Origin of the sequence: Nitratidesulfovibrio sp. (assembly GCF_040373385.1) — a bacterium.
Taxonomy (GTDB): domain Bacteria; phylum Desulfobacterota; class Desulfovibrionia; order Desulfovibrionales; family Desulfovibrionaceae; genus Cupidesulfovibrio.
Genome location: NZ_JBDXXH010000003.1, coordinates 132,474 through 153,965, shown reverse-complemented (window position 1 = coordinate 153,965; position 21,492 = coordinate 132,474). Strand labels below are relative to the sequence as shown.

At 66.5% G+C, this 21,492-nt stretch carries 16 protein-coding genes; 4 read left to right on the top strand and 12 right to left on the bottom strand.

Annotated features, from left to right (window positions below):
• Window positions 1-3 precede the first annotated feature (3 nt).
• A complete protein-coding gene (locus ABWO17_RS06575) occupies window positions 4-1,158 on the bottom strand; it encodes a peptidase (protein ID WP_353116843.1) in 1,155 nt (384 codons plus the stop codon).
• 371 nt (window positions 1,159-1,529) lie between these two features.
• On the opposite strand from ABWO17_RS06575, the gene ABWO17_RS06570 reads away from it, so the two are divergent.
• Window positions 1,530-4,139, top strand: coding sequence for a mechanosensitive ion channel domain-containing protein (locus ABWO17_RS06570; RefSeq protein WP_353116841.1), 2,610 nt, complete (start codon window positions 1,530-1,532; stop codon window positions 4,137-4,139).
• A gap of 324 nt (window positions 4,140-4,463) precedes the next feature.
• Entirely contained in the window at window positions 4,464-6,215 is a 1,752-nt protein-coding gene (locus ABWO17_RS06565; RefSeq protein ID WP_353116839.1) for a sigma 54-interacting transcriptional regulator, read from the top strand.
• A 156-nt stretch (window positions 6,216-6,371) separates the two neighbouring features.
• Here ABWO17_RS06565 and fliW read toward each other — a convergent pair whose 3' ends face one another.
• The 11 genes from fliW to flgF all read right to left on the bottom strand — a co-directional run bounded on the left by fliW (window position 6,372) and on the right by flgF (window position 18,997).
• The gene (gene fliW, locus ABWO17_RS06560) at window positions 6,372-6,908 is read right to left on the bottom strand and encodes a flagellar assembly protein FliW (RefSeq protein ID WP_353116837.1); all 537 of its coding nucleotides are present in this window, start codon (window positions 6,906-6,908) and stop codon (window positions 6,372-6,374) included.
• Complete coding sequence (gene csrA / locus ABWO17_RS06555; protein WP_007526389.1) at window positions 6,884-7,123, bottom strand: carbon storage regulator CsrA; 240 nt, start codon at window positions 7,121-7,123, stop codon at window positions 6,884-6,886. The genes fliW and csrA overlap by 25 nt, the downstream gene beginning before the upstream one ends.
• A gap of 12 nt (window positions 7,124-7,135) precedes the next feature.
• Window positions 7,136-8,659, bottom strand: coding sequence for a flagellar hook-associated protein FlgL (flgL, locus tag ABWO17_RS06550; RefSeq protein ID WP_353116835.1), 1,524 nt, complete (start codon window positions 8,657-8,659; stop codon window positions 7,136-7,138).
• A gap of 18 nt (window positions 8,660-8,677) precedes the next feature.
• Entirely contained in the window at window positions 8,678-10,786 is a 2,109-nt protein-coding gene (gene flgK, locus ABWO17_RS06545) for a flagellar hook-associated protein FlgK (RefSeq protein ID WP_353116833.1), read from the bottom strand.
• Window positions 10,787-11,251, bottom strand: coding sequence for a flagellar export chaperone FlgN (gene flgN / locus ABWO17_RS06540; protein WP_353116831.1), 465 nt, complete (start codon window positions 11,249-11,251; stop codon window positions 10,787-10,789).
• A 4-nt stretch (window positions 11,252-11,255) separates the two neighbouring features.
• On the bottom strand, window positions 11,256-12,983 hold the full coding sequence (locus ABWO17_RS06535; RefSeq protein WP_353116829.1) for a peptidoglycan DD-metalloendopeptidase family protein: 1,728 nt from the start codon (window positions 12,981-12,983) through the stop codon (window positions 11,256-11,258).
• A 207-nt stretch (window positions 12,984-13,190) separates the two neighbouring features.
• Window positions 13,191-14,315, bottom strand: a complete 1,125-nt coding sequence (locus ABWO17_RS06530) for a flagellar basal body P-ring protein FlgI (RefSeq protein WP_353116827.1) — start codon at window positions 14,313-14,315, stop codon at window positions 13,191-13,193.
• Window positions 14,316-14,965: 650 nt separating this feature from the next.
• Window positions 14,966-15,682: a flagellar basal body L-ring protein FlgH gene (locus ABWO17_RS06525; protein WP_353116825.1), complete on the bottom strand. Its 717-nt coding sequence runs from the start codon at window positions 15,680-15,682 to the stop codon at window positions 14,966-14,968.
• A gap of 54 nt (window positions 15,683-15,736) precedes the next feature.
• Window positions 15,737-16,777 (bottom strand): flagellar basal body P-ring formation chaperone FlgA, encoded by a 1,041-nt coding sequence (gene flgA, locus ABWO17_RS06520; protein ID WP_353116823.1) that lies wholly within the window; start codon window positions 16,775-16,777, stop codon window positions 15,737-15,739.
• Between the two features lie 201 nt (window positions 16,778-16,978).
• Complete coding sequence (flgG, locus tag ABWO17_RS06515) at window positions 16,979-17,761, bottom strand: flagellar basal-body rod protein FlgG (protein ID WP_353116821.1); 783 nt, start codon at window positions 17,759-17,761, stop codon at window positions 16,979-16,981.
• A 456-nt stretch (window positions 17,762-18,217) separates the two neighbouring features.
• Window positions 18,218-18,997: a flagellar basal-body rod protein FlgF gene (gene flgF / locus ABWO17_RS06510; RefSeq protein WP_353116819.1), complete on the bottom strand. Its 780-nt coding sequence runs from the start codon at window positions 18,995-18,997 to the stop codon at window positions 18,218-18,220.
• 443 nt (window positions 18,998-19,440) lie between these two features.
• On the opposite strand from flgF, the gene rimP reads away from it, so the two are divergent.
• Both rimP and nusA read left to right on the top strand, forming a co-directional pair.
• Window positions 19,441-20,109: a ribosome maturation factor RimP gene (gene rimP, locus ABWO17_RS06505; protein ID WP_353116817.1), complete on the top strand. Its 669-nt coding sequence runs from the start codon at window positions 19,441-19,443 to the stop codon at window positions 20,107-20,109.
• Window positions 20,110-20,132: 23 nt separating this feature from the next.
• A complete protein-coding gene (gene nusA, locus ABWO17_RS06500) occupies window positions 20,133-21,488 on the top strand; it encodes a transcription termination factor NusA (protein WP_353116815.1) in 1,356 nt (451 codons plus the stop codon).
• The last annotated feature ends 4 nt before the right edge of the window (window positions 21,489-21,492 follow it).

Below are 21,492 nucleotides of genomic sequence, written 5' to 3'. Positions count from 1 at the left end.
GGGCTACGCCTCCTTCCCGCTGCGACGGGCGATGACCACCAGCCACCATACGGCGGCGATGCCCGCCACCAGCGACACCACGAACAATGCCGCCGCGCCGTCCTGCCCGGCTATCGGTGGCACGACAGGGATCGCCGCCGCTGCTGCCGCCGCTTCCATGGACGCGTCCAGGTGCGGGGCCAGCCAGGCGTCGCGCAGCACGGCGCGCATGGCCGCCATCAGGAATATGACGCCCACGGTGGCGCCGGTGGCCAGCCATACCCGGCGCTGCCGGGCGGCCACAAGGGCCAGCACCGTGCCCGCCAGCCCCAGCACGAAGGCGCCGGTGGCCAGCCCGTGCCCGCCCATGAACAGGCGCGTCATGGGGCCGGGCAGGCTGAGCAGAAACCACGTGCCCAGCACGAACTGGGCGTAGGTGGCGTGGGTGAACCACTTGAGGCCCTCGGTGATGCGCAGTTCCCAGTCCTGCGGCCCCTGCGGACCGGAGGCCACCGGTCCGCCCGCCCGCAGCAGCAGTTGCGCGCGTCCGGCCACGAACAGCCCGCCCACGGCCACCGCGCCCACAACCATGTGCAGGTAGCGCGGCACCAGCGACGGTTCGCCCCAGTTCAGCAGGGTGCCCCCCGGCGAGGCGGCGTACCCGGTCCAGCGGGCCGGGTCCAGCATGAGGGTGGCGTTGTTGGTGAGCACGAAGGCGTTGACGAGCAGCAGCGCCACGCTGATGCCCGCCACCAGGGTGCGGCGCGGGCCGAGCACGGCGTGCCCAAGGCCATACAGGTAGAAGCCGTAGTAGGCCATCATCACGAAGCCCACGATCCCCAGCCACCACGTGGCCATCAGGATGGAGCTGGGATAGACGAACTGCCCGTACAGCACCTGCAGGAACAACAGCGGCGGCACCCCGAAGTTCACGGCCAGGGCCATGGCGCGCGGCACCCAGGCCGCCGTCTCGCGAATGTCGGTGTTGATCTGGTCATTGGGCGCAAACGGCGTGCGCAGCGAGCGGAACAGGGTGATCACCGCCGTGCCCAGCACCACGTTCATGAACAGCAGGTGCACCACGAAGGTGAGCAGCAGAAGCGCCTGAAACCACCCCCACGGCCCCGGTATGGGGTCGGGCACGGGCACCAGCGCGGCGGGCGGCAAAGCCGGGGTCATGCCGGTTTCCTCCTGGGTTCGCCAACCATGGCCCCACGCCATTCTTCCGGCCATGCCGGGCGGGCGGGAACAAAGCGGTCCTTCCGCTCGGGACGGGCACGTGGTGCGCGCAGGGCGTGCCAGCCCCGTGCCCAAAGGGACGATGGTAGACGTGAATGCTTGCATTCTTGCCCAAATTCCCTAACCGGGCAAGCGGTTCCGGCGAAAAATCAGCCCACGCGGAGGCGGGTCCCCATCCGCACGTTGAACAACGGGCCGGGGCGGCGTATAGGGTGAAGTCCGGTTCATGCCGGTTCACGCCGGTTCATGCCGGTTCATGCCTGCCCCGCACCGGGCACCGCGAACAGCAACTCCACAGGATGCAGACCACCATGCTTCACCCCTCCATACGCCTTCCGTTCCGTTCCCCCCGCAGCCTGGTCGTCCTGCTGGCCCTACTGGGCATGACCCTGCTTGCCGGGTTCGCCCCGGCGTGCCCCGGCCTGATCGCCCCGGGCACGGCGCTGGCCGCCGACGCCGCGCCCCTTCTGGCGGGCGACATGCCGCGAGAAGCACAGGACGACGCACCGGACGGGCAACAGTCCATGGACCTCATCTGGCAGACGCGCGGCCAGGAACTGACCGCGCTGGTGGAGGAAACCGACCGGCTGCGCAAGGCGCTGCCGGACATGGCCAAGGCGCTTGATACGCAGGTAGCCGCCGTGCAGCGCGACTACCAGCGCCTGTTCGCGCTGTACCAGCTGAGCCGCAACCACCCCAGCGAAATGGCCGCCATCCGCCGCCAGTTGGCGGGCGTGCAGCGCACCCTGCAAGGCCGACTGGCCCCCATGGAGGCCACCGATGCCGCCGTGCGCCAGCGTCTGGACGACTTCAACGCGCTGGACAAGGAATTGTCCGAGCATCTGGCCACGGAACGGTCCAGCGCGCTGTCCAAGGATCTGTCCGAATACCTTGCCAAGCTCACCGAGGGCCGCAAGAACCTCACGGTCCTGCGCACCCGCCTTGCCCGCGCCCTGGACCCCGGGCACGCGTTGGGCGCCAAGCTGGCCCAGGCGCTGGAGCAGATCGACGAGCAACTGCCCGCGCTGTGGCGCACCTACTACCTGGTGGCCTCCAGTTCGCTGATGGATCTTTCGGTGTGGCAGTCGCTGCCCGCCAACCTGTCCGCCTGGTCGGACACGGCAGAAGTCCGCCTGACCACGGAATTTCCGCAGAGTCCCCGTGACTGGGGGGCGCTGTTGCTGCGCTTCGCCTTCCTGGCCGTGCCCCTGTTCCTGCTGGGCCGGCTGACCCTGCGTCGCGGCTGCCAACTGCCCGGCGGCTGGGCCGAAAGCTGTCGCAACGTGGCCGCCCGCAGTTGGCCGTGGATCGCCGTGGGCATCGCCCTGCACTCTGCCTCGTGGACGCGCGGAGGCGAGGTGTACCGGGCCGTGGTGGTGCCCGCGCACCTCATGCTGCTGTGGGGTGAACTGACCCTGGTCTGGAGCCTGCGCGCCACCGGCCTTGCCGGGTTGCCGCAACGCTCGCCCCTGTCGCTGTTGTTCGCCCCGGCGGCCACCGGGGTGCTGCTGCTGTTCCTGAACCCGCCCGCCGTACTGCTGGCCCCGGCGTGGGCCCTGTGCATGGTGGCGGTGCTGGCCGTGCGCGCCCGGCGCGGCAGGCCCCGCGTGCTGCCCCTGCTGGAAAGGGTGTTGCTGGCCTGCGAGCCCGCCCTGTGCGTCGTATCGCTGCTGGCGGCGGTTTTCGGCTGGGCGCGGCTGGCCATTCCGTTCTTTCTGGTGGGGCTGGCCGTGGCGGTGGCCCTGCAACTGGGCGCGGTGCTGGTTGCCTTCGTGACCCTGCTGGCGGAACGCCTGCCGGACAAGGGCATGCGCGCCCTGTTGCGCGGCCTGGTGCTGGGCCTTGGCGCGCCCGCCATGTGGGTGGTGGCCGCCGCCACCCTGCTGCCGTGGATGTCCGCCTTCCCCGGCGGGCCGTACATGATGCGCCAAGCGCTGGAACTGAACGTCAACGTGGGCTCCGCGTCGTTCAACTCGCTGCGGGTGCTGGGCCTGGTGCTGCTGTTCTACCTCACCCGCTCGGCCATCGCCGTGGGTACGTCGTTTCTGGAAAACCTGCCCGCCCGCCTGCCCCGCGTCGAGCGCGGGGTGATCCCGCCGTTGCAGACCGGGCTGACCTATGCCCTGTGGGCACTGTTCGGCCTGGTGGTGCTGAATGCCCTGGGGGTCAGCCTGACCAGCCTCACGGTCATCGCCGGTGGCCTCAGCGTGGGGCTGGGCTTCGGGTTGCAGACCATCTTCAACAACTTCTTCAGCGGGCTCATCCTCATTTTCGGCCGCTCGCTGCTGGAGGGTGACATCATCCAGATCGGCGAGACGTGGGGCACGGTACGCAAGATCAGCATCCGCTCGACCACCGTCGAAACCTTCGACAACGCCGTGATCTTCGTGCCCAACGCGGAGTTCGTGTCCAACCGGCTCACCAACTGGACCCGCAACAGCATGCGCATGCGCCGCGACATAACCATCGGCGTGGCCTACGGCTCGGACATCGACAAGGTGACCGAACTGCTCATGCTGGCGGCGGACGAGCACCCCCGCGTGATGCGCGACCCCGCGCCCAACGTGCTGTTCCAGGACTTCGGCCCCAGCAGCCTCGACTTCGTGCTGCGGGTATGGGTGGACGACCTGAACCACGGCGTATCCACGGCATCCGACCTGCGCCGGACCATCGACCGCCTGTTCCGCGAGAACGCCATCGAGATATCCTTCCCGCAGATGGACGTGCACGTGCGCGGCATCGAAGGGCTGCCCGCGCTCTCCCCGTCCCCGGCACCCGCCGCCTCCGCCGCTCCCGCTCAGTGGACGGAAGGGGGCGTGGCGAACCCCCAAGGCATGGCGGATAACCGGAACGCCACGCGCGCCGGGGCCGCAGCCACCGGCCCCGGTGTTGACGACGACGCCTCGCGCTTCGAGGCCTGACGCCTGCGGCGGCTTCACGCATTGCTGACGCCCCCGGCGGCTCCACGCATTGCCAACGCCCCCGGCGGCGGGGCTCATGCCTGACGCCTGCGGTGTCGCCCCTGACCGACCGACAGCACCGAACCCCGCACAATGAAGCGCCGGAAATGTCCTTTTTCAAAAATGTCATTCCCGGCGCTTGTTTTTTTCGATAATTGTCAAAACAGCCTGCGACACATTCTGCTCCACCCACCGCAAGGTCAACGCAACAATCTGAAATCGTTTTCTGATTTTCCATCCTTGGGCGCACGATCACTGCGGAACCATCCTTGCAACGCATCCGGCATGCCGTGCACGTTGCAAAGCCTGAAACTCAAGGCCCTCTACGCCATCAGCCAGGTCTTCGACCGGGCCCTGGACCTCGAACAGGCCCTCGAAGAGGTTCTGCGCGTGCTTTCGGAAACCCTTTCCATGAAGCGCGCCACCATCACCCTGCCCGACCGCGAAACGGGGCAGCTGGTCATTGCCGCCTCGCACGGGCTTACCCCGGCGGAACGCGGACGGGGCGTATACCGCCTGGACGAAGGGGTGACGGGCACCATCTTCCAGACCGCCCGCCCGTACATCGTGCGCGACGTGCGCACCGACCCGCTGTTTCTCGACCGCACCGGCGCGCGCAAGGTGGAAAAGGGCAAGATATCCTTCCTCGGCGTGCCCATCCTGAAGCAGGGCACCCCCATCGGCGTGCTGAACGTGGACCGTCTGTTCAGCGACGAGGTCTCCACCTCCGAGGACGTGGAATTCCTGGGCATCGTGGCCACCCTGGTGGCCCAGTTCCTGAGCCTGAACGAGCAGCTCAACGAGCGGGTGGCCACCCTGCGCCGCGAAAACGTCAAGCTGCGCACCCAGGTACTGGACGAGCGGGGCGATTACATCGTGGGCCGCAGCGCGGTCATGCTCGACGTGCAGCGCCAGATAGAGCGCGTGGCCCCCACCAAGGCCACGGTGCTGCTGCTGGGCGAATCGGGCGTGGGCAAGACGCTCATCGCGCGGCTGTTGCACAACCTTTCCGACCGCATGGTGCACCCCTTCGTGAAGGTGAACTGTGCCTCCATTCCGGAAACGCTGCTGGAGGCGGAGCTGTTCGGCCACGAGAAGGGAGCGTTTACCGGGGCCGCCAACGTCCGCGCGGGGCGCTTCGAGGAAGCCCACAGGGGCACCATCTTTCTCGACGAAATCGGCGAACTGCCGCCCGCCATCCAGGCCAAGCTGCTGCGGGTGATCCAGGACCGCGAATTCGAGCGCCTGGGCAGCAACCTGACCCACCGCGTGGACGTGCGCATCGTGGCTGCCACCAACCGCGACCTGGCCCTGCTGTCCGAACAGGGGCGCTTTCGCCAGGACCTGTACTACCGATTGTGCGTGTTCCCCATCCGGGTGCCCGCCCTGCGCGAACGGCCCGACGACGTGGAACGCCTGCTCAACCATTTTCTGGCCAAGGCCGCGCGCGACTACCGCCGGGTGATTACCCTGGCCCCGGACGCGCTGGACCTGCTGCGCCGCCACGAATGGCCCGGCAACGTGCGCGAGATGGAAAACCTCATCGAACGCCTGGCCATCCTGTCCGAATCCGGCCAGATCGACCGGCGCTTCCTGGAGCCGCTGCTGGAGCATTCCGCCTCGGAAAACGCCCAGCCCGACTGGTCCTACCCGGCGCAGCCCGCGCAACCGGCACACCCGGCCCAGCATGCGTCCCTCTCCGGTGGCATGCCCGGTGGCCTGTCGGGGGGTATGTCGGGGGGTATGTCGGGCGGCCCCGCCATGGCCCACGGCCATCCGGACACCGGCCACGCCGGTCCGGCACCGTATGATGCGCACGCTGGTCACGGCGCCCCCCTCCCGCACGACGATGCGCACCCCACCACCCTGCGCGACATCGAGCGCAACGAGATCATCGCCGCCCTGCGCCGCAACGGCTGGGTGCAGCACCGCGCCGCCGCGGCACTGGGCATCACCCCCCGCCAGATGGGCTACCGCATCCGCAAGATGGGGCTTTCCGGCCTGGTGGCCGGGGAACGTGCCCGCCGGGGCGACTGAACGCACCCCCTCCTCCACCGGCCACGCGGGCATTTCGGGAGCCTGCCGTGCCACTCGTGCCTGCCGTGTTTTCGTCGCCATGCGAAAGGGCGGCCCCTGATGGGGGCCGCCCTTTCGCATGCATTGTTTCCGTACGGAGGTTCGAACCTGCCGGGCCTACGCCCCGCCGTCCGCCGCGCCGCCAGGTTCCGGCTCCTCACCGTTCCCGGTCCCGGCGGATTCCGGCGCCTGCCCCGCCGTGGGGCAGCCGCCCTGCTCGTGCAGGTAGTACTGCGAGGGAAAGCGCCCGTCGGTCTGGGGCACTTGCAGGCCCAGCCGGGCCTCGTGGTTGATCAGGATGGGGCCGGTAAGGTTCAGCGCCGTCTTTTCGGGCCGCCCCGGCGGAATGGACACGGTGACCAGCACCGCCACCTGCCGGATGGTGCGCAGCCGCAAGAGTTTCTGCTCCGCATCGCCGATGCGGATGGGGTAGTCCTCGATGAAGCTGTACGGGTCACCCACCAGCAAGCCCAGACGCGGGTCGTCCATGCTTTGCAGGATCAGGAAGGGCGCACCCTCGCGCAGTTGCAGCAGCGTGAACTCGTGCTTGTCCTCGAAGCCCATGAGGCCCCGGGGAAAATACAGCACCTTGTCCAGCGCCACATTCTGGCGGCCAAGCCGGGTCTGGATCACTCTTTCGTTCTGTCGTGCCATATCTGTGTCGCCGCGAGCAGGTCAGCGTTGCTGGTTTCGAGCGCCATGCGGTTTTCCTCCATGACGCGCCGGTAGACTTCCTCTCGATACACGACCATGTCGCCGGGTACGTCGAGCCCGATCTTGACCTGCTTTCCCTGCATGCCAAGGATGGTGATGCGAATGTTGTCGCCAAGGTACAGGCTTTCGCCCGGCCGGCGTGTAAGTATGAGCATGTGGCCCGGCCCTTACAGGAAGTTCGTGAGATTCATCTGCATGATCATGGAGGACGACTTGAGCACGCTGTTGTAGGTCAACTGCTGCTGCGCGAGTTTCGTCATCAGCTTGGCCACGTCCACGTCCTCTATGCTGCTCATGCGCATGGTCTGGTCGTCTTCCTGCGACTCCAGGATGCCCTGCACCACGTCGAGCCGGTTTTCCTTGCCGCCCACGCGCGCCGCCGCCGTCAGGATGACCTTGGAGGCGGTGCCCAACTCGTCCAGCGCCTCCTGGATGCCGGTCTGGCTGTTGGTTTCGGTGTAGGCGATCAGCCTGCCCACCACCTCGAACATGTTGCGCCCGTCGCCGTCGTACACCGCCGTGGGACTGGCCTGCCCCGGCGCCTGGAACATGCCGCCGAAGATGTCCTTGCCCACGTTGTTCACCGACATGTATTCGCCGGGCGAAATCTCGTACTCCAGAGAGGCGCGGTGCGGCCTGATGACGAACTGGTCGCCCGCCGTCAGCGCGTTGCCCCCGTTGGAGGCCAGCGTCAGGAAGCCGCCGGGCACCAGCAGCGACACGGGGCCGCCCGTGCCGGAAGCGGTGGCGGGCACCCAACTGGAGCCGCCGTCCATGCTGTACGAATAGCTGATGGCCCCGGAAAGCGTGCCCGACTGGTCGATGCGCACCATGACGTCGCGCGAGAACGAACCGTCGGCCGTGGCCGCGATGTCGTTGGCGCCGTACCTCTCGGCCGTGAGGCCGGAAGAGTTCATGTCGTCGCCCTTGTAGATGGCTGTCGGCCGAATGTACAGCCAGGTGCCGTTGTCCGTCTCGTGCTCGTTGGCGGTATCCACGGCAGTCACCGTGGCCCCCGGCGACATGGTCAGGCGCGCCCCGCCCAGCATCACCGGCGCGGCGTTGGCGGCCAGGGTGCCGGTCTTCCAGGTGGTTCCGCCGTCCTCGGAGTAGCGGTAGTCCAGCGCGTCGGTACCGATGGTGCCGCTTTCCAGGAACTGGAACACCATGGTGTTGCTGGCCCCGCCCTCCACCGTGAACGTGGTGTTCGACAGTGCCGGGTCGTTGGCGGTGACGGCAAGCCCCGCCACGTAGGCGGCGTCCTCGATCTTGTGCCCGGCGAAGATGTGGCGGCCTTCGTTCTCGGTATTGGCAAGGTTGATGAGCTGCCCGTACAGCTCGCGCATTTCGTAGCTGATTTCCTTGCGGTTCTCGGGGCTCACCGTACCGGTGGCCGCCTGTTCCGCCAGCGCCTTGATGCGGGTGAGCACCGTGCTGACCTGGGTCAGCGTCTTGTCCGCAAGGCTCAGCCAGCTTTCGGCCTGGCCCACGTTCTTCTGGTACTGCTCGTTGGTGGCCAGCGAGGCGCGGTAGTTCAGGATGCGGGCCATGCCCACGGGATCGTCGGACGGGCGGTTGACCTGCTTCTGGCTGGCCGACTGCATGTTCGATTCCATGAGGTTGGACAGCGCATAGTTCATGTTCGAGATGTAATTGTCGAACATGGTCCGCTGCGAAACACGTCCTGCCATGGGAGACTCCTTCCGTCGCTACTGCTTGAGGCCCAGCAGCGTCTGCATCATCTGGTCCGCCGTGGTCACCAGCTTGGCCGCCGCCTTGTAGGCGTGCTGGAACTTGACGAGACTGGCCATCTCTTCGTCCAGGTTCACCCCGGCCGATGCGCTCTGGCGTTCGTCCAGGTCCTTGGCCAGGGTTGCGGTGTAGGCCGCATTGAACTTGGTGGAGGCGGTATCCGCGCCCACGGTGGCCACGATGGCACTGTAGTATTCCGACAGGGTCTGCGAGCTGGCCCGCTCGAAGGTGGTGGCGATTGTCACTTCCTTGGTGGCCAGCCCGGCGATGGCCGTGGCGGTGTCGTTGTCGCCCTCGTTGGCCTCGTTGCCGCCGTTGACCTTGCCGGCATTGATGAAATTGGTGTCGCTGCGCACGTCCGGTCGCACGGCGATGGTGGACGCGTCCGACCCCTGAAAATAGGTGTTCAGCCCAAGGCCCGCCAGCAGACCGGCGGAATCCGCCCCCACGCCGAACTCGTAGCCGTCGTTGCTGCGCACGACCAGCTTGTTGTCCACGATGTCTGCGGTGACGTAGGTGCCGAAGGTGTTGTTCAGCGCATCGCGCACGTCGTTCAGCGAATGCACGGCAGGGTCGAAGTTCTGGATGCCCGGGGTGGCGGTGTCGAAGTCCAGCGGGCCGGAGGCGTTGGAAAGATACGTGCCGCTGGCGGCATCATAGACGTACATGCTGAAGTTGCCCGCCTCCAGCTTGTCCAACCAGGCAAGCCCCGAACTGTCCGACCCCAGGGCGATGGACGGATCGGCCACGCCGTAGGTGCCGCTCATGACCGACATGTTCTCGAGCCCCGCGCCCTGGCTGTGCAGGCGGTTCACTTCCCAGATCAGCGATTCCGACAGGGCGTTCACGCGATCCACGTAGCGGCCCACCTGCGTATCGCGAAAGATCATGAACCCGCCGATGGTCCCGCCGGTGATGCGCCGGGGATTGTCGGTACCGTCGGCCATGGTCTGGGGCGAGATGTTCAGGGGCGAGGTGGTGGGCGTCACCCAGTACACGCCGCTTTTGGGGGTGACGGTAAAGCGGTCGCCCGCCTCAAGGTCCTGGGTGGCACCGCTGAAATAGATGTCCAGCCCCTGCACCTTGACCTTCTGGTCTTCAGGACGGGCGGCGAACAACCGGTCATTGCCGTTCTCGTCCTTGAGCCAGGTCTTGCCGCCGTCCAGCGAGGCGCGGAACATGGCCGCGCCCGCGCCGCTGGCCACCGCGCCGGATTGCACCACGTCGAGGGTGTATTCGTACTCGTCCGAACCGTCGAAGTGGATCTCGCCGTCAAAATCCGAACCGGGCACCAGCGACTGCTGCGACTGCGGCCCCTGGTAGTCCAGCGAGAAGGCGTTCACCCCGTCCACCAGGGTGTGACCGGCCTTGGTGACCACCGTGAACCTGCCGCTGCCGTTGTCCACGACATCGACGTCGAGCTTCTGCGACAGTTCGCGCACCAGCAGGTTGCGGTTGTCGATGAGCGTGTTGGCGTTGTTCTTGCCCGGCTCGTCGTGCATTTCGATCTGCCGGTTCAGCTCCGCGATCTGCTTGATCAGGCTGTTGGCCTCGTCAACCTCCTGCTTCAGGTACTGGTCCATCTGCTGCTGCATGACGCGCAGGTTGGACTCGGCATTCTGGAGCAGCTTGACCATGTTGTCGGAATGCGAAAGCAGCGCGTCGCGGCTGGCCTTGTCGTCGGGCCGCTGCGAAAGGGCCTGCCAGTCGGCAAAGAACTGCGACATGGCGGAGTTGATGCCGGGGGTGGTCGACTCGTTGAACAGGCTTTCCACGCTTTGCAGCATTTCGTACTGCGCGTCCCAGCGCGACTGCTGCGAAGCCTTGTCGAGGTACGACTTTTCCACGAAGCCATTGAAATAGCGGTACACCTCTGCCGCGTACGCACCATTGCCTATCTGCCCCGGAAAGCCGTCGAGGGCGGGATATTCCTCGAAGCGCACCGCCTGACGCGAATACCCTACGGTATTCACGTTGGCGATGTTGTTGCCCGTGGTCTGGATGGCAGTCTGGTTCGCCAGCAGCGAAAGCTGCCCCATGTTGAGCAGCGAGGTGATCCCGGCCATTTACAGCCTCCCGCGGATAAGCGCGGCCTCTGAGCGCGTGGTGGTCATGCCACCCTTGCGGCCATAGGTCTCCTGCCTGGGCGGAGCCAGGCGGCGATGCAGGAAGTCCAGCAGTTCCTGGCTCTGGTCCAGCAGGGCCAGGGCCAGGTCCGCGTTCAGCGACGCCTGGCGGGCGCAGTGCTGTTCCTGGGCGTCGATGCGCGCGATGAGGGCGCGCACTTCCTCGCCCTGTTCCTCTGGCAGCATGTCCGCGTATTCCGAAAGCCGGGTACGCTGCATGACCGCCTTCAGGTCCACGCGTTCGCAGGCCAGTTGGCGCATCAGTTCGTGGATGGAGAACTCCACGGCGCTCACGGCCTCGGGCGAGCGCCCGCGCAGGTGGGCAAACTCTTCCTCGAGCAGCAGCGCCAGAACCTCGAGCCCCTTGGTCTGCCGGACAAGATTGCCGCGTATCTGATCGTACATCTGGTTATCCTCCGGTACGGGTCCGTTGTGCCGCGACACCCCCGGAAGCGAGGCTGCGCGCCGCGTATTCCGGATTCACCGCCAGCTCGCCCTGGCGCACCTCGAAGTGAAGATGCGGCCCGGCAACGCGGCCCGTCCCCCCTGCCTTGGCAATTTCCGTGCCCGCCCGAACCACGTCGCCCTCGCGCACGTCCAGGCTGCCGTTATGGCCGTAAAAACTGCGCCAGCCGCCGGGGTGTTCCAGCACCACCAGCCTGCCGTAGTCGGCCCGCTCACCGGCAAAGACCACCTTGCCGTCCCATGCCGCGCGCACCGGGTCGCCCTCTGTCACGGCAATGTCCACGCCCGGATGCCAGGCCCGCTCGCCGGTGATGGGGTCGTTGCGCCAGCCGAAGCCGGAGGCGATGCGCCCCTCATGCGGCCAGACCATGGAACCCGGCGTGCCCGAGGCCACCGCAGGGCCGCCCGTGGGCGACGCCTTGGACATCGGCGCGGTAGTCGGCGCGGTAGTCGGCGCGGTCGTCGGCGTGGTCGGGGTCGCCGGGAAAATTGACGATGCGGCCGCCGGGGAGGCCGCGCCCGATGCCGGAGCCGTCGCACCGGATGCCGGGGACGCCGTGCCTACTGCCCCATCGCCGGATACGGGGGTCTGCACGCCCTGCGCACCCTGCCCGGCGGCACCCGCCTGCAACTCGGCGGCCGAAGGCGCGCCCGTGGGCACGGCAAGCGTGCGCGTGGCCGCAGGCGAGGCCACCCGCTTCATGGCACCGCTGCGGTGCACGATGGGCGGACCCAACTGGGCATCACGCATGGGACTGCGCACCTTGCGCGTGTTCTCGCCCGGCACGGATGCGGCGGGCAGGCCGCGCGCGGCACGCCGCTGGGCCTTGGAGGCAGCGGCGCCTGCCTGCCCGGATTCGGCGGCGGCAGCCGGTACCGCAGCGGACGGGGCCGCGGCGGCGCCCGTTGCGGCAGCTGCGCCGGTTGTGACAGCGGCACCCGCAGAGCCCGCCACAGCCGGTGCGACCTCCACGGTTGCCACCACCTGGCTGGCCTCGCCGGCAGGGGGCGCGGCGGCGACCTGACGTTCCAGTTCGGCCAGATGCTGCCGCACGATGGCATGCCCGGCCTGACCTTCCGCACCGGCCTTCGCTTCCGTCCCGGTCGCGCCCGGCGCCTGGGCATCCGTCGCCACCTGTGCTTCGGGGCTGGCGGGTTCGTACATGGACGACGCGGCATCGGCCCTGGCCCCGCCTGCCCCGCCTATCCCGCCTGTCCCGCTGACCCCGTGCGCCCCTTCGGACGCGGGCGTGATCATGCGCGGCACCAGCGACACCGGCTTCACCGCCACCGGTTCACGTACCGAACTGGGCGCGGTGGTGCGGCTGGCGTCGGTAAGCTTGGTGGAAAGCTGCTCGTAGATCATGTCGGCCAGCCCGATGCCCCCGGCGGAGGTCATCTTTTTGGCAAGCTCCTGATCGAACATGGACTGCCAGAATTCTTCTTCCTTGCTGTGCAGGTAGCCTTCCTTGGGCAGGGTGGCGCGCATCTGCTCCCACATCTTCTGCACGAAGATGGATTCGAACCCCTCGCACGCCTCGCGCAGCTTCTGTTCCTTTGACGGATCGGTGCGCAGGCGCTTGCGCAGGGCATCCATCTCGAGCTTGCGCTGGGTAAGCTCGTGCTGGGCCGAGGCGGCGGTGGCGAGTTTGGGATCGACGGGAGCGGTCATGGTTGCTGTCCTTCCGGCTGAACTGGAACCTCATGCCTCTGCAACCGGGCAATCCGATTGGCGACGCGAGACTCCGGCACAAGAGGATTTTTTGTCTCTGCCGAGGAAGAACGCTCTTTTTGTGGAGGGAGCGTACTTTTGTGATACCCGACCGGAACAAAAAAGCGTTCTGACGACGGCAGAGGCAAAAAGGCCCTTGTGCCGCAGCTAGATGACTTCGAGGTCGGCATGCAAAGCCCCCGCCGTCTTCATGGCCCGCAGGATCGAAACAAGATCGCGCGGGGTAGCGCCGATGGCGTTCAGGCCATCCACCAGTTCCTGCAAGGTGGCGCCTTCCATGAGCATCAGACGGCGGTTTTCCTCACGCACGTTGATGTCGGTGCGCGGGGTGGCCACGGTCTGTCCCTGGCTGAACGGGCCGGGCTGCGAGACGTCCATGCCTTCCTGCACGGTGACCTGCAAACTGCCGTGGGCCACGGCCACGCGAGAGATGCGCACGTCGCGCCCCAGCACCACGGTGCCGGTCTTCTCGTCCACCACCACCTTGGCCGGGGAATCGGGGGTGACCTCGATGTTTTCGATGGAGGCCATCAGCGGCACCAGGTTGCCCCGGTAGGCGGGCGGCACGTCCAGGGCCACGGTGGAGGCATCCTGGGCCTTGGCGTAGCTGCCGCCCATGACCCGGTTCAGCCGTTCCACCACCTGCATGGTGGTGGAAAAATCGGCGCTGGACATGTGCAGGGTCAGCGTATCCTGGCTGTTGAACTGGAAGGGAATGCCCCGCTCCACGATGGCCCCGCCGGGAATGGTGCCCACGGTGGTCACGTTCTTCTGGGCACGGGCGGCCTGCCCTTCGACGGAAAAGCCGCCCAGGGCCAGCGGCCCCTGCGCCAGGCTGTACACCTTGCCGTCCACGCCCTTCAGCGGGGTGATCAGCAGCACGCCGCCCTGAAGGCTGGTGGCGTCGCCCATGGACGACACGGTGACGTCCAGACGGGTGCCGGGCTTGGCGGAAACGGGCATGCGGGTGGTGACCATGACGGCGGCCACGTTCTTGGGCTTCATCTTGGTCTGGTCCACGGCCACGCCCATGCGTTCCAGCATGTTGACCATGGAACTCATGGTGAAGGTGGAATCCTTCTTGTCGCCCGTGCCGCCCAGGCCCACCACCAGGCCGTAGCCCACGAGTTGGTTGTCACGCACGCCGCCGAAGCTGGCGATGTCCTTGATGCGCACGGCTCCGGCGCCGCCCGGCAGGGCCAGCAGCCACAGCGCCGCAAGCAGCGGAACAACCAGAAGACGGGCAGTGAGGAAACGAAGACTGGGCGACATGGCATTTCTCCGAAAATCCGGCTGCACGGGGCAGCCCGTTACGCGGCCCCCCCCCGAATGCGCGCCGGACATGGGCCGGACGTGCGCGAAGGGATGGGGCGCGCGGATTGCTGACGGTCAAGAAACAGGCATTCCGCAGGGCGCGGCACCGACGGGTATCCGACGGTATTCCGGCGCTGCCCATGGCTATTGCCAACACCGTGCCAGTGCGAAGGCGGCGATTCCGCCCGCAGGCAAGGAAAGCGGGGCCGACGACGAAGGTGTGTGCGTCTTCAGTCCTCACACGCGTCGCATAGCGCGAACGCGGCAAGTCCGTTCGCAGGCGAGGAAAACGGAGCCGCCGCCCAGGGAGTGTACTCTTTGGTACTCGACCCCGGCGGCGGCGATGTTTGACGATGCATGCGGGCGGAATCGCCGTGCCTGGCAACGCACAGGAAATGCGCCAGGCTGGCCCGCAGGCAAGGAAAGTGGGGCCGACGACGAAGGTGTGTGCGTCTTCAGTCCTCACACGCGTCGCGTAGCGCGAACGCGGCAAGTCCGTTCGCAGGCAAGGAAAACGGAGCCGCCGCCGGGGGAGTGTACTCTTTGGTACTCGACCCCGGCGGCGGCGATGTTTGACGATGCATGCGGGCGGAATCGCCGCGTTCGCACTAGAAAGGCCAGACGTTGTCCATAAGACGGGTGAACCACCCCGGCTTCTGCTTGTCCGCCAGGGTGCCCTTTCCGTAGTACTCGATGCGGGCGTTGGCCATTTGCGATGAGGTCACGGAGTTGTCCGAGGCCACGTCGCGGGCGCGCACCAGACCGCTGACCACGATGTACTGCGTCTCGTCGTTGACGCGGGTTTCGCGGGCGCCTTCCACTTCCATCAGGCCGCCGGGCAGCACGCGCAGCACGCGGGCGGCGATGGTGGTGGTGACGGTGCTTTCACGCTTGGTTTCGCCGGTGGCGGAATGCTTGGAGGTGGAACTGCTGCCGAGGATGGGATTGGCCCCCACCGCACCGCCAAAGGCCCCAGCGGGATTCATGGGATTGATGGACGCGCTGGACTGGCCGAAAAAGGCGCTGACACCCAGTTCGTTGGTGGAGGTCTTGTCGGCGGTGGTGTCGGCCTTGTTCTTGGCCTTGTCGGTTTCCACCACCTTGACCAGCACGATGTCGCCCACGCGGCGGGCGCGGTTGTCGGAGAACAGGAACTCCGAGTCCGATTCGCTGTACAGCGATCCGGGGTTGGCGGCCGTGTCCTCGGGCTCGGCATAGGCCTGCGGCTGGGTGACCGGCGGCACCGGCGAAGGCTGCTGACGGGCGGCATTGCACCCGGAAAGCAGCAGCATGGCGCACCCGGCGGCGAGCAGTCTGCGTTTCATGACGGTTCTCCTTGAAATTGCGGATGGGGCGAACTTCTACCCTTAAGGGGGGCCCTAGCGGACCACCACCGTCCCCCCATCCTTCACGGCGGCATAGATCTGCCGCTTGCTTTGCATGTTGCGCACGGGAATGGTCTCGCCAAGGCCGCCGTCAGCCATGGCCTCGCCCTGCACCTGAAGTCGCACGGATCCGGAATCGTACAACACGGTCACCACGCTGCCGCGCCGCACGGTGGGCACGCCGGAAAGATCACTCTGGTAGATCACCTGGTCGGCACCCACGGGGCGGGTCAGGCGCCACGGGCCGCCCAGCCCGTCCCACGCGGGCTCGCGCAGGTAGGCCAGGTTCTTGCGCACGCGGGTGATCCTGTCGGGGGTCAGCACGTCGTCCTTGTTCACGGGCTGGGCGGCGCAGGGCACATCGGCCCATACATCCACGAAGGCCGAACCGGTGAACTTGCGCACCGTGCTGCCATCCACCTCGCGCACGGCAAAGCGCAGGGTGTTGCGACCGGGGGCGGCCAGGGTGTTCTCCACCACCACCTGCTGCTGCGGGTGGGCCAGAAAGACATAGGGCGGCAGGCGATAGTCCTGCATGGAGGCCTCGCCGGGCATGGCGGCCAGGGCGGGCGTCAGAGCTCTGACGGCCAGGGCGCGCAGGTCGCCTTCGCGCAGTACCGCGCCGCCGCGCTGGAGCACCAGCGTGCCGGGGTACAGGCACAGGGATTCGGTATCGCGCAGGGCCTCGCGCAGCGCCTGTTGCAGACGCGGACGGTTGACGCTCATGGGGCGGCCCGGCTCGGTGGGGGACGGCCACAGGGGGGTGGCGGCCAGTTCGCGCCAGGTCTGCGGGGGGATGGGCCCCACCGGTTCCGCGATCTCACCCAGGGTCACCGTTGCGCCGGACACCACGGCCGCGTCCAGCAGCCGGATGCGCCAGCCCGCGTCGGCGGTACCGGCCCGCGCCGGGGCAAGGCCGAAGGCCAGCAGCCCCACGGCAAGGGCCAGCGCGGCCAGCCAGGCCACGGGACCGGCGAATGCGGACACCATGACGGCGGAATGGCGGGTGGATTCGGAATGGCGGCGGCGGATCATGCTATATCTCCCTGGAGTTCCAGAAATGTTCACGCTGCGGGATAACGCACGCCCTTAGGGCGATCTCCAAATGAGGATTTTCGTTCGTTGGCAAGGAAAACAAGCCTGCCATGACGGGAGTATACTCTTATCGTATTCGACCGGAATGGCAGGTGAAGTTTGACGCAGCCAACGGGCGAAAGGACCATTTGGAGGCAGCCCTTAGCGCTTCAGCTGGACAGCAGTCTGCAACATGGTGTCCGACGTCTGGATGGCCTTGGAGTTCATTTCGTAGGCGCGCTGGCCCACGATCATGTTCACCATCTCGTCCACCACCTCGACGTTGGACATTTCCAGAAAGCCCTGGGCAATGGTGCCCACGTTGTCTTCGCCGGGCACCCCTTCCACCGCCTCGCCCGATGCTTCGGACGGGACGTACAGGTTGCGCCCCCGCGCATCGAGACCCGCCGGGTTGATGAAGGTGTAGAGGGGGATGTCGGCCTCGGCCAGGGCGTCACCGTTCGTGTCGAGGGCGGAGATGTGTCCGTTTTCCGTCACCGTGATGTTCTTGGTTTCGGCGGGCACGGTGAATTCCGGCTGCAGGGTGTAGCCGTTGGCGGTCACCACCACCCCGTCCTGGTTCAGCTTGAACGCGCCCGCGCGGGTGTAGGCGTCTTCGCCGTTCACCTGCACCAGAAAGAAGCCGTCGCCTTCGATGGCGAGGTCCAGCGAGTTGCCGGTGTTGGAATAGTCGCCCTGGGTAAAGAACTTGTGCACCGTGGTGGGACGCACGCCCATACCCACCTGAATGCCGGTGGGAATGCGGTTGTCACCCTCGGTGGCGGCACCGGCGATGCGCATGTTCTGGTACATGAGGTCCTCGAACTCCGCGCGGCTTTTCTTGAAGCTCGTGGTATTCACGTTCGCGAGGTTGTTGGAAATCACGTCGATGTTGAGCTGCTGGGCCACCATGCCGGTGGCGGCCGTCCAGAGTGAACGCATCATGGTCGTTGTCTCCTTGCAAGGAGGTTGATTCCGTCAGTTGTCCGGCGGTGATTGCCCGCCGGTCAGGTGCTTGCAAACCGGATGCCGGATGCAATCGGGGCTTTCCAGCGGGCGGCAACAGGGCGGCCTGCATCAAGCTCTTGTTCCGAATTAGGGTTTTCGTTCGTTGGCGAGGAAAACGAGCCTGTCATGAGGGAGTGCCTCAGCCGTTAAGTGAGCGAAGCGAACTTTACGGATGAGGACCGCAGCGCGTACTCTTGTTGTATTCGACCGAGCCTTAGCCGTTAGGCGAGCGCACAGCGCGAGTCTTACAGATAAGGACAGCAAAGCCATGACAGGCGAAGTTTGACCGCGTTGCGCACGATGTCCGTAGGACTCGCGAACTCGTCCAACGGCCACGCTTCGCGCCCTTCGGGTCGGACGCCAACGGGCGAAAGGACAATTCGGAACCACGCCCTAGACCTTCTTGCCCACCTTCTGGGTCGCCTCCCGGTCTATGGAATCCGTGGTCTGCATCACCTTCTGGTAGGCTTCGAACTGCCGTTGGGCTTCGATCATGTTCACCATTTCGGAGACCACCTCGACGTTGGACGCTTCCAGGTAGCCCTGGGCCACGTAGGCCCCTTCTGCGGGCACCTCGCCCGCGTTGGAACCGGGCCGCAGCCGGTACATGTTGCCGCCCAGCTTTTCCAGGGCGGTCAGGTCGTTCACGGTGACCATGTTCAACTGGCCCACCAGGGCGCCGCCCGCGAATATCTGCCCGTCGTCGGATATCTGCACTTCCTCGCCGGGCGGCAGGGCTATGTCGCCTCCGTCGCCCTGCACCGCGTGGCCCATGGCGGTCACCAACTGGCCGTCGGCGGTCTGGATGAAGTTGCCGTTGCGGGTGTAGAATTCGCCCTCAGGGGTGCGCACCTTGAAAAAGGCGTTGCCGGACACGGCCACGTCCAGCGGGTTGCCGGTGTAGCGCATGCTGCCCTGCTCGAAGTCGGTGTGGGCCACGGCTATGCGCGGCCTGGCCACGTGCATGGGCTCCGGAAAGAGCTTCTTCGAACGCACGTTGGCTATGGGCTCCATGATCTGGTCGTGGGCGAACAGTTGCATGGTATCCTTGAAGGATATGACGTCGCGCTTGTAGCCCGTGGTGTTCACGTTCGCGAGATTGTTCGAGATGTTGTTCATGCGGTGCTCGTTGGTGAGCGCGCCGAACAGGCTCGACAACATGCCTTCTTGCATGCGTGCCTCCTTGCGGGCATGCTGCCCGCGCCGGTGGCTTTGCAAGGCATGGGCCACACCAGCAAACATGCGTCATTCCGGTGCGTGGCGACGCATGCGCCCTGCCCTGCACGCACCACGCACGGGCCATACCGACGGAACAACGACGGTCATCCACCCCGCCCGCTTTCCCGTGTGCACCGCGTACCGCGCGCAAGCCGCGCCACTCCCCGCGCCATCTCCTGTTGACAGACCTCCGGGTCCATACTATACATTCGCGTCTTGACAGAAGCGGCCGCCGATATTCCTCTGGAATCGCTTCACGGAGCGCCACGCCTTACCGCTCCACGGCAACGCCGCTTCGACATCCTGAGGGCCGTACGCGGCCATTCCGGGTGGCCTTTCGGCCCCCTTTTTTTTTGCTGCGGCTCCGCCGCCCACGACAACGGACGTTACCCCGCATCATGAGCACGCATCCCCTTCGCGACGCCGTCGCCGCCATCGCCACGCCCCTGGCCGACGCCCTGGGCATTGCCCTGTGGGGCATCGAGATCCTTGACGGGGGGCGCATGGTGCTGCGTGTGTACGTGGACGCCAGGCCCGGCATGCCCGCCCCGGAAGCAACGCCTGCCGACGGCGAAGCCCCCGAAACGGCCGAAGGCGCCACCCCCGAACACGTGACGATAGACCAGTGCGCCCGCCTTTCGCGCCAGCTTGGCCTTGCCCTGGACGTGGAAGACGTGGTCCGCGACGCCTACGTGCTCGAAGTGTCCTCGCCTGGGCTGGAACGTCCCTTCTTCGAGGCCGCCCAGATGGTCCCCTACGTGGGGCGCACCATCGAACTCACCCTTGCGGTGCCCCACCCGGAATGGCCGGGCCGCCGCAAGTTCCGGGGAGTGATCACGCGGGTTGAAGACGACACCCTTACCTTTCTGCCCGACACCGCGCCCCGCCCCGACGAAGACCCCGCCCCCCTCAGCGTGGCGTGGGACGACGTGAAGAAGGCGAACCTCGTTCACATTTTTCCCGACACGACCCGGCCCCAGCCCGGCGGCAAGACCGGCCAGCGCAAGAAGGCGCAGCCCAAGAAGCCCGCACGCGGCGGCGCGCCGCACGACGACACCACGGACTAGGCCACCGATCCGGAGGAGTACCCATGAGCCTGGAACTCAAGAAGGCCATCGACCAGATCAGCAAGGACAAGGGCCTTGACCGCGACATGCTGATCGACACCCTGGAGGAAGCCGTCCGCACCTCCGTGGCCCGCAAGTTCGGCGACGAGATGGACGCCGAAGTCAGCTACAATGACGAGACCGGCGAAATCGACGTCTATCAGTTCAAGATCGTCGTGACGAAGGTCGAGAACCCCAACAGCGAAATTTCGCTCGAGGACGCGCGCGCCCACGACCCCAGCGTACAGCTGGACGACGAAATGGGCTTTCGCGTGAAGATCGAGGATCTTGGCCGCATCGCCGCCCAGTCGGCCAAGCAGGTGATCATCCAGCGCATGCGCGACGCAGAGCAGGAGATCATCTACGAGGAATACAAGGACCGCCGGGGCGAGATTGTCAGCGGCATCATCCAGCGCCGCGACAAGGCCGGGTGGATCATCAACCTTGGCCGCACCGAAGCGCTGCTGCCCAAGGAAGAACAGATCCCGCGCGAACATTACAAGCGCGGCGACCGGGTGCAGGCCATCCTCATCGACGTGCGCAAGGAAGGACGCGGCCCGCAGGTCATCGTTTCCCGCGCGCACCGCGACTACATGGCGGCCCTGTTCCGCCGTGAAGTGCCCGAGGTGGACGACGGCACCGTGCAGATCATGGGCGTTTCCCGCGACCCCGGCAGCCGCGCCAAGGCCGCCGTCATGTCGCGCGACCGCGACGTGGATCCGGTGGGCGCGTGCGTCGGCATTCGCGGTTCGCGCATCCAGAACATCGTGCAGGAAATGCGCGGCGAGCGCATCGACATCGTGGTCTGGAGCCCGGACATCGCCACCTACGCCCGCAATGCCCTGTCGCCCGCGGTGATTTCTCGCATCGTGGTGGACGAGGAAGAGAACCTGCTCGAAGTCATCGTGCCGGACGACCAGCTTACCAACGCCATCGGCCGCAAGGGCCAGAACGTGAAGCTGGCCGCGAAGCTGCTGGGCTGGAAGATAGATATCTACACCGAAACCCGCTACAACGAGGCCAACGCCATCGGACGCGGGCTCGAACAGATCGCCAGCGTCGCCGAAATCTCCATCGAACAGTTCATCGCGGCAGGGTTCCAGTCCATCGAACGCCTGCGCGAGGCCGACGACGAGGAACTTTCCTCGGCGCTGGGCCTTGCGCCCGGCAAGATCGCGGACCTGCGCGCGGCCATCAACTTCCTTGCGCCCCAGGTGCAGGACGAGGCCGACGCGGAAGCCGGGCCGGAGGCGGAAGCCGCCCCCGAGACCCCGCAGGACACCGTGCAGGAATCCGCACAGGACCAGGGCGAAGGAACCGAAGCCGAAGCGAAAGAATAGTACG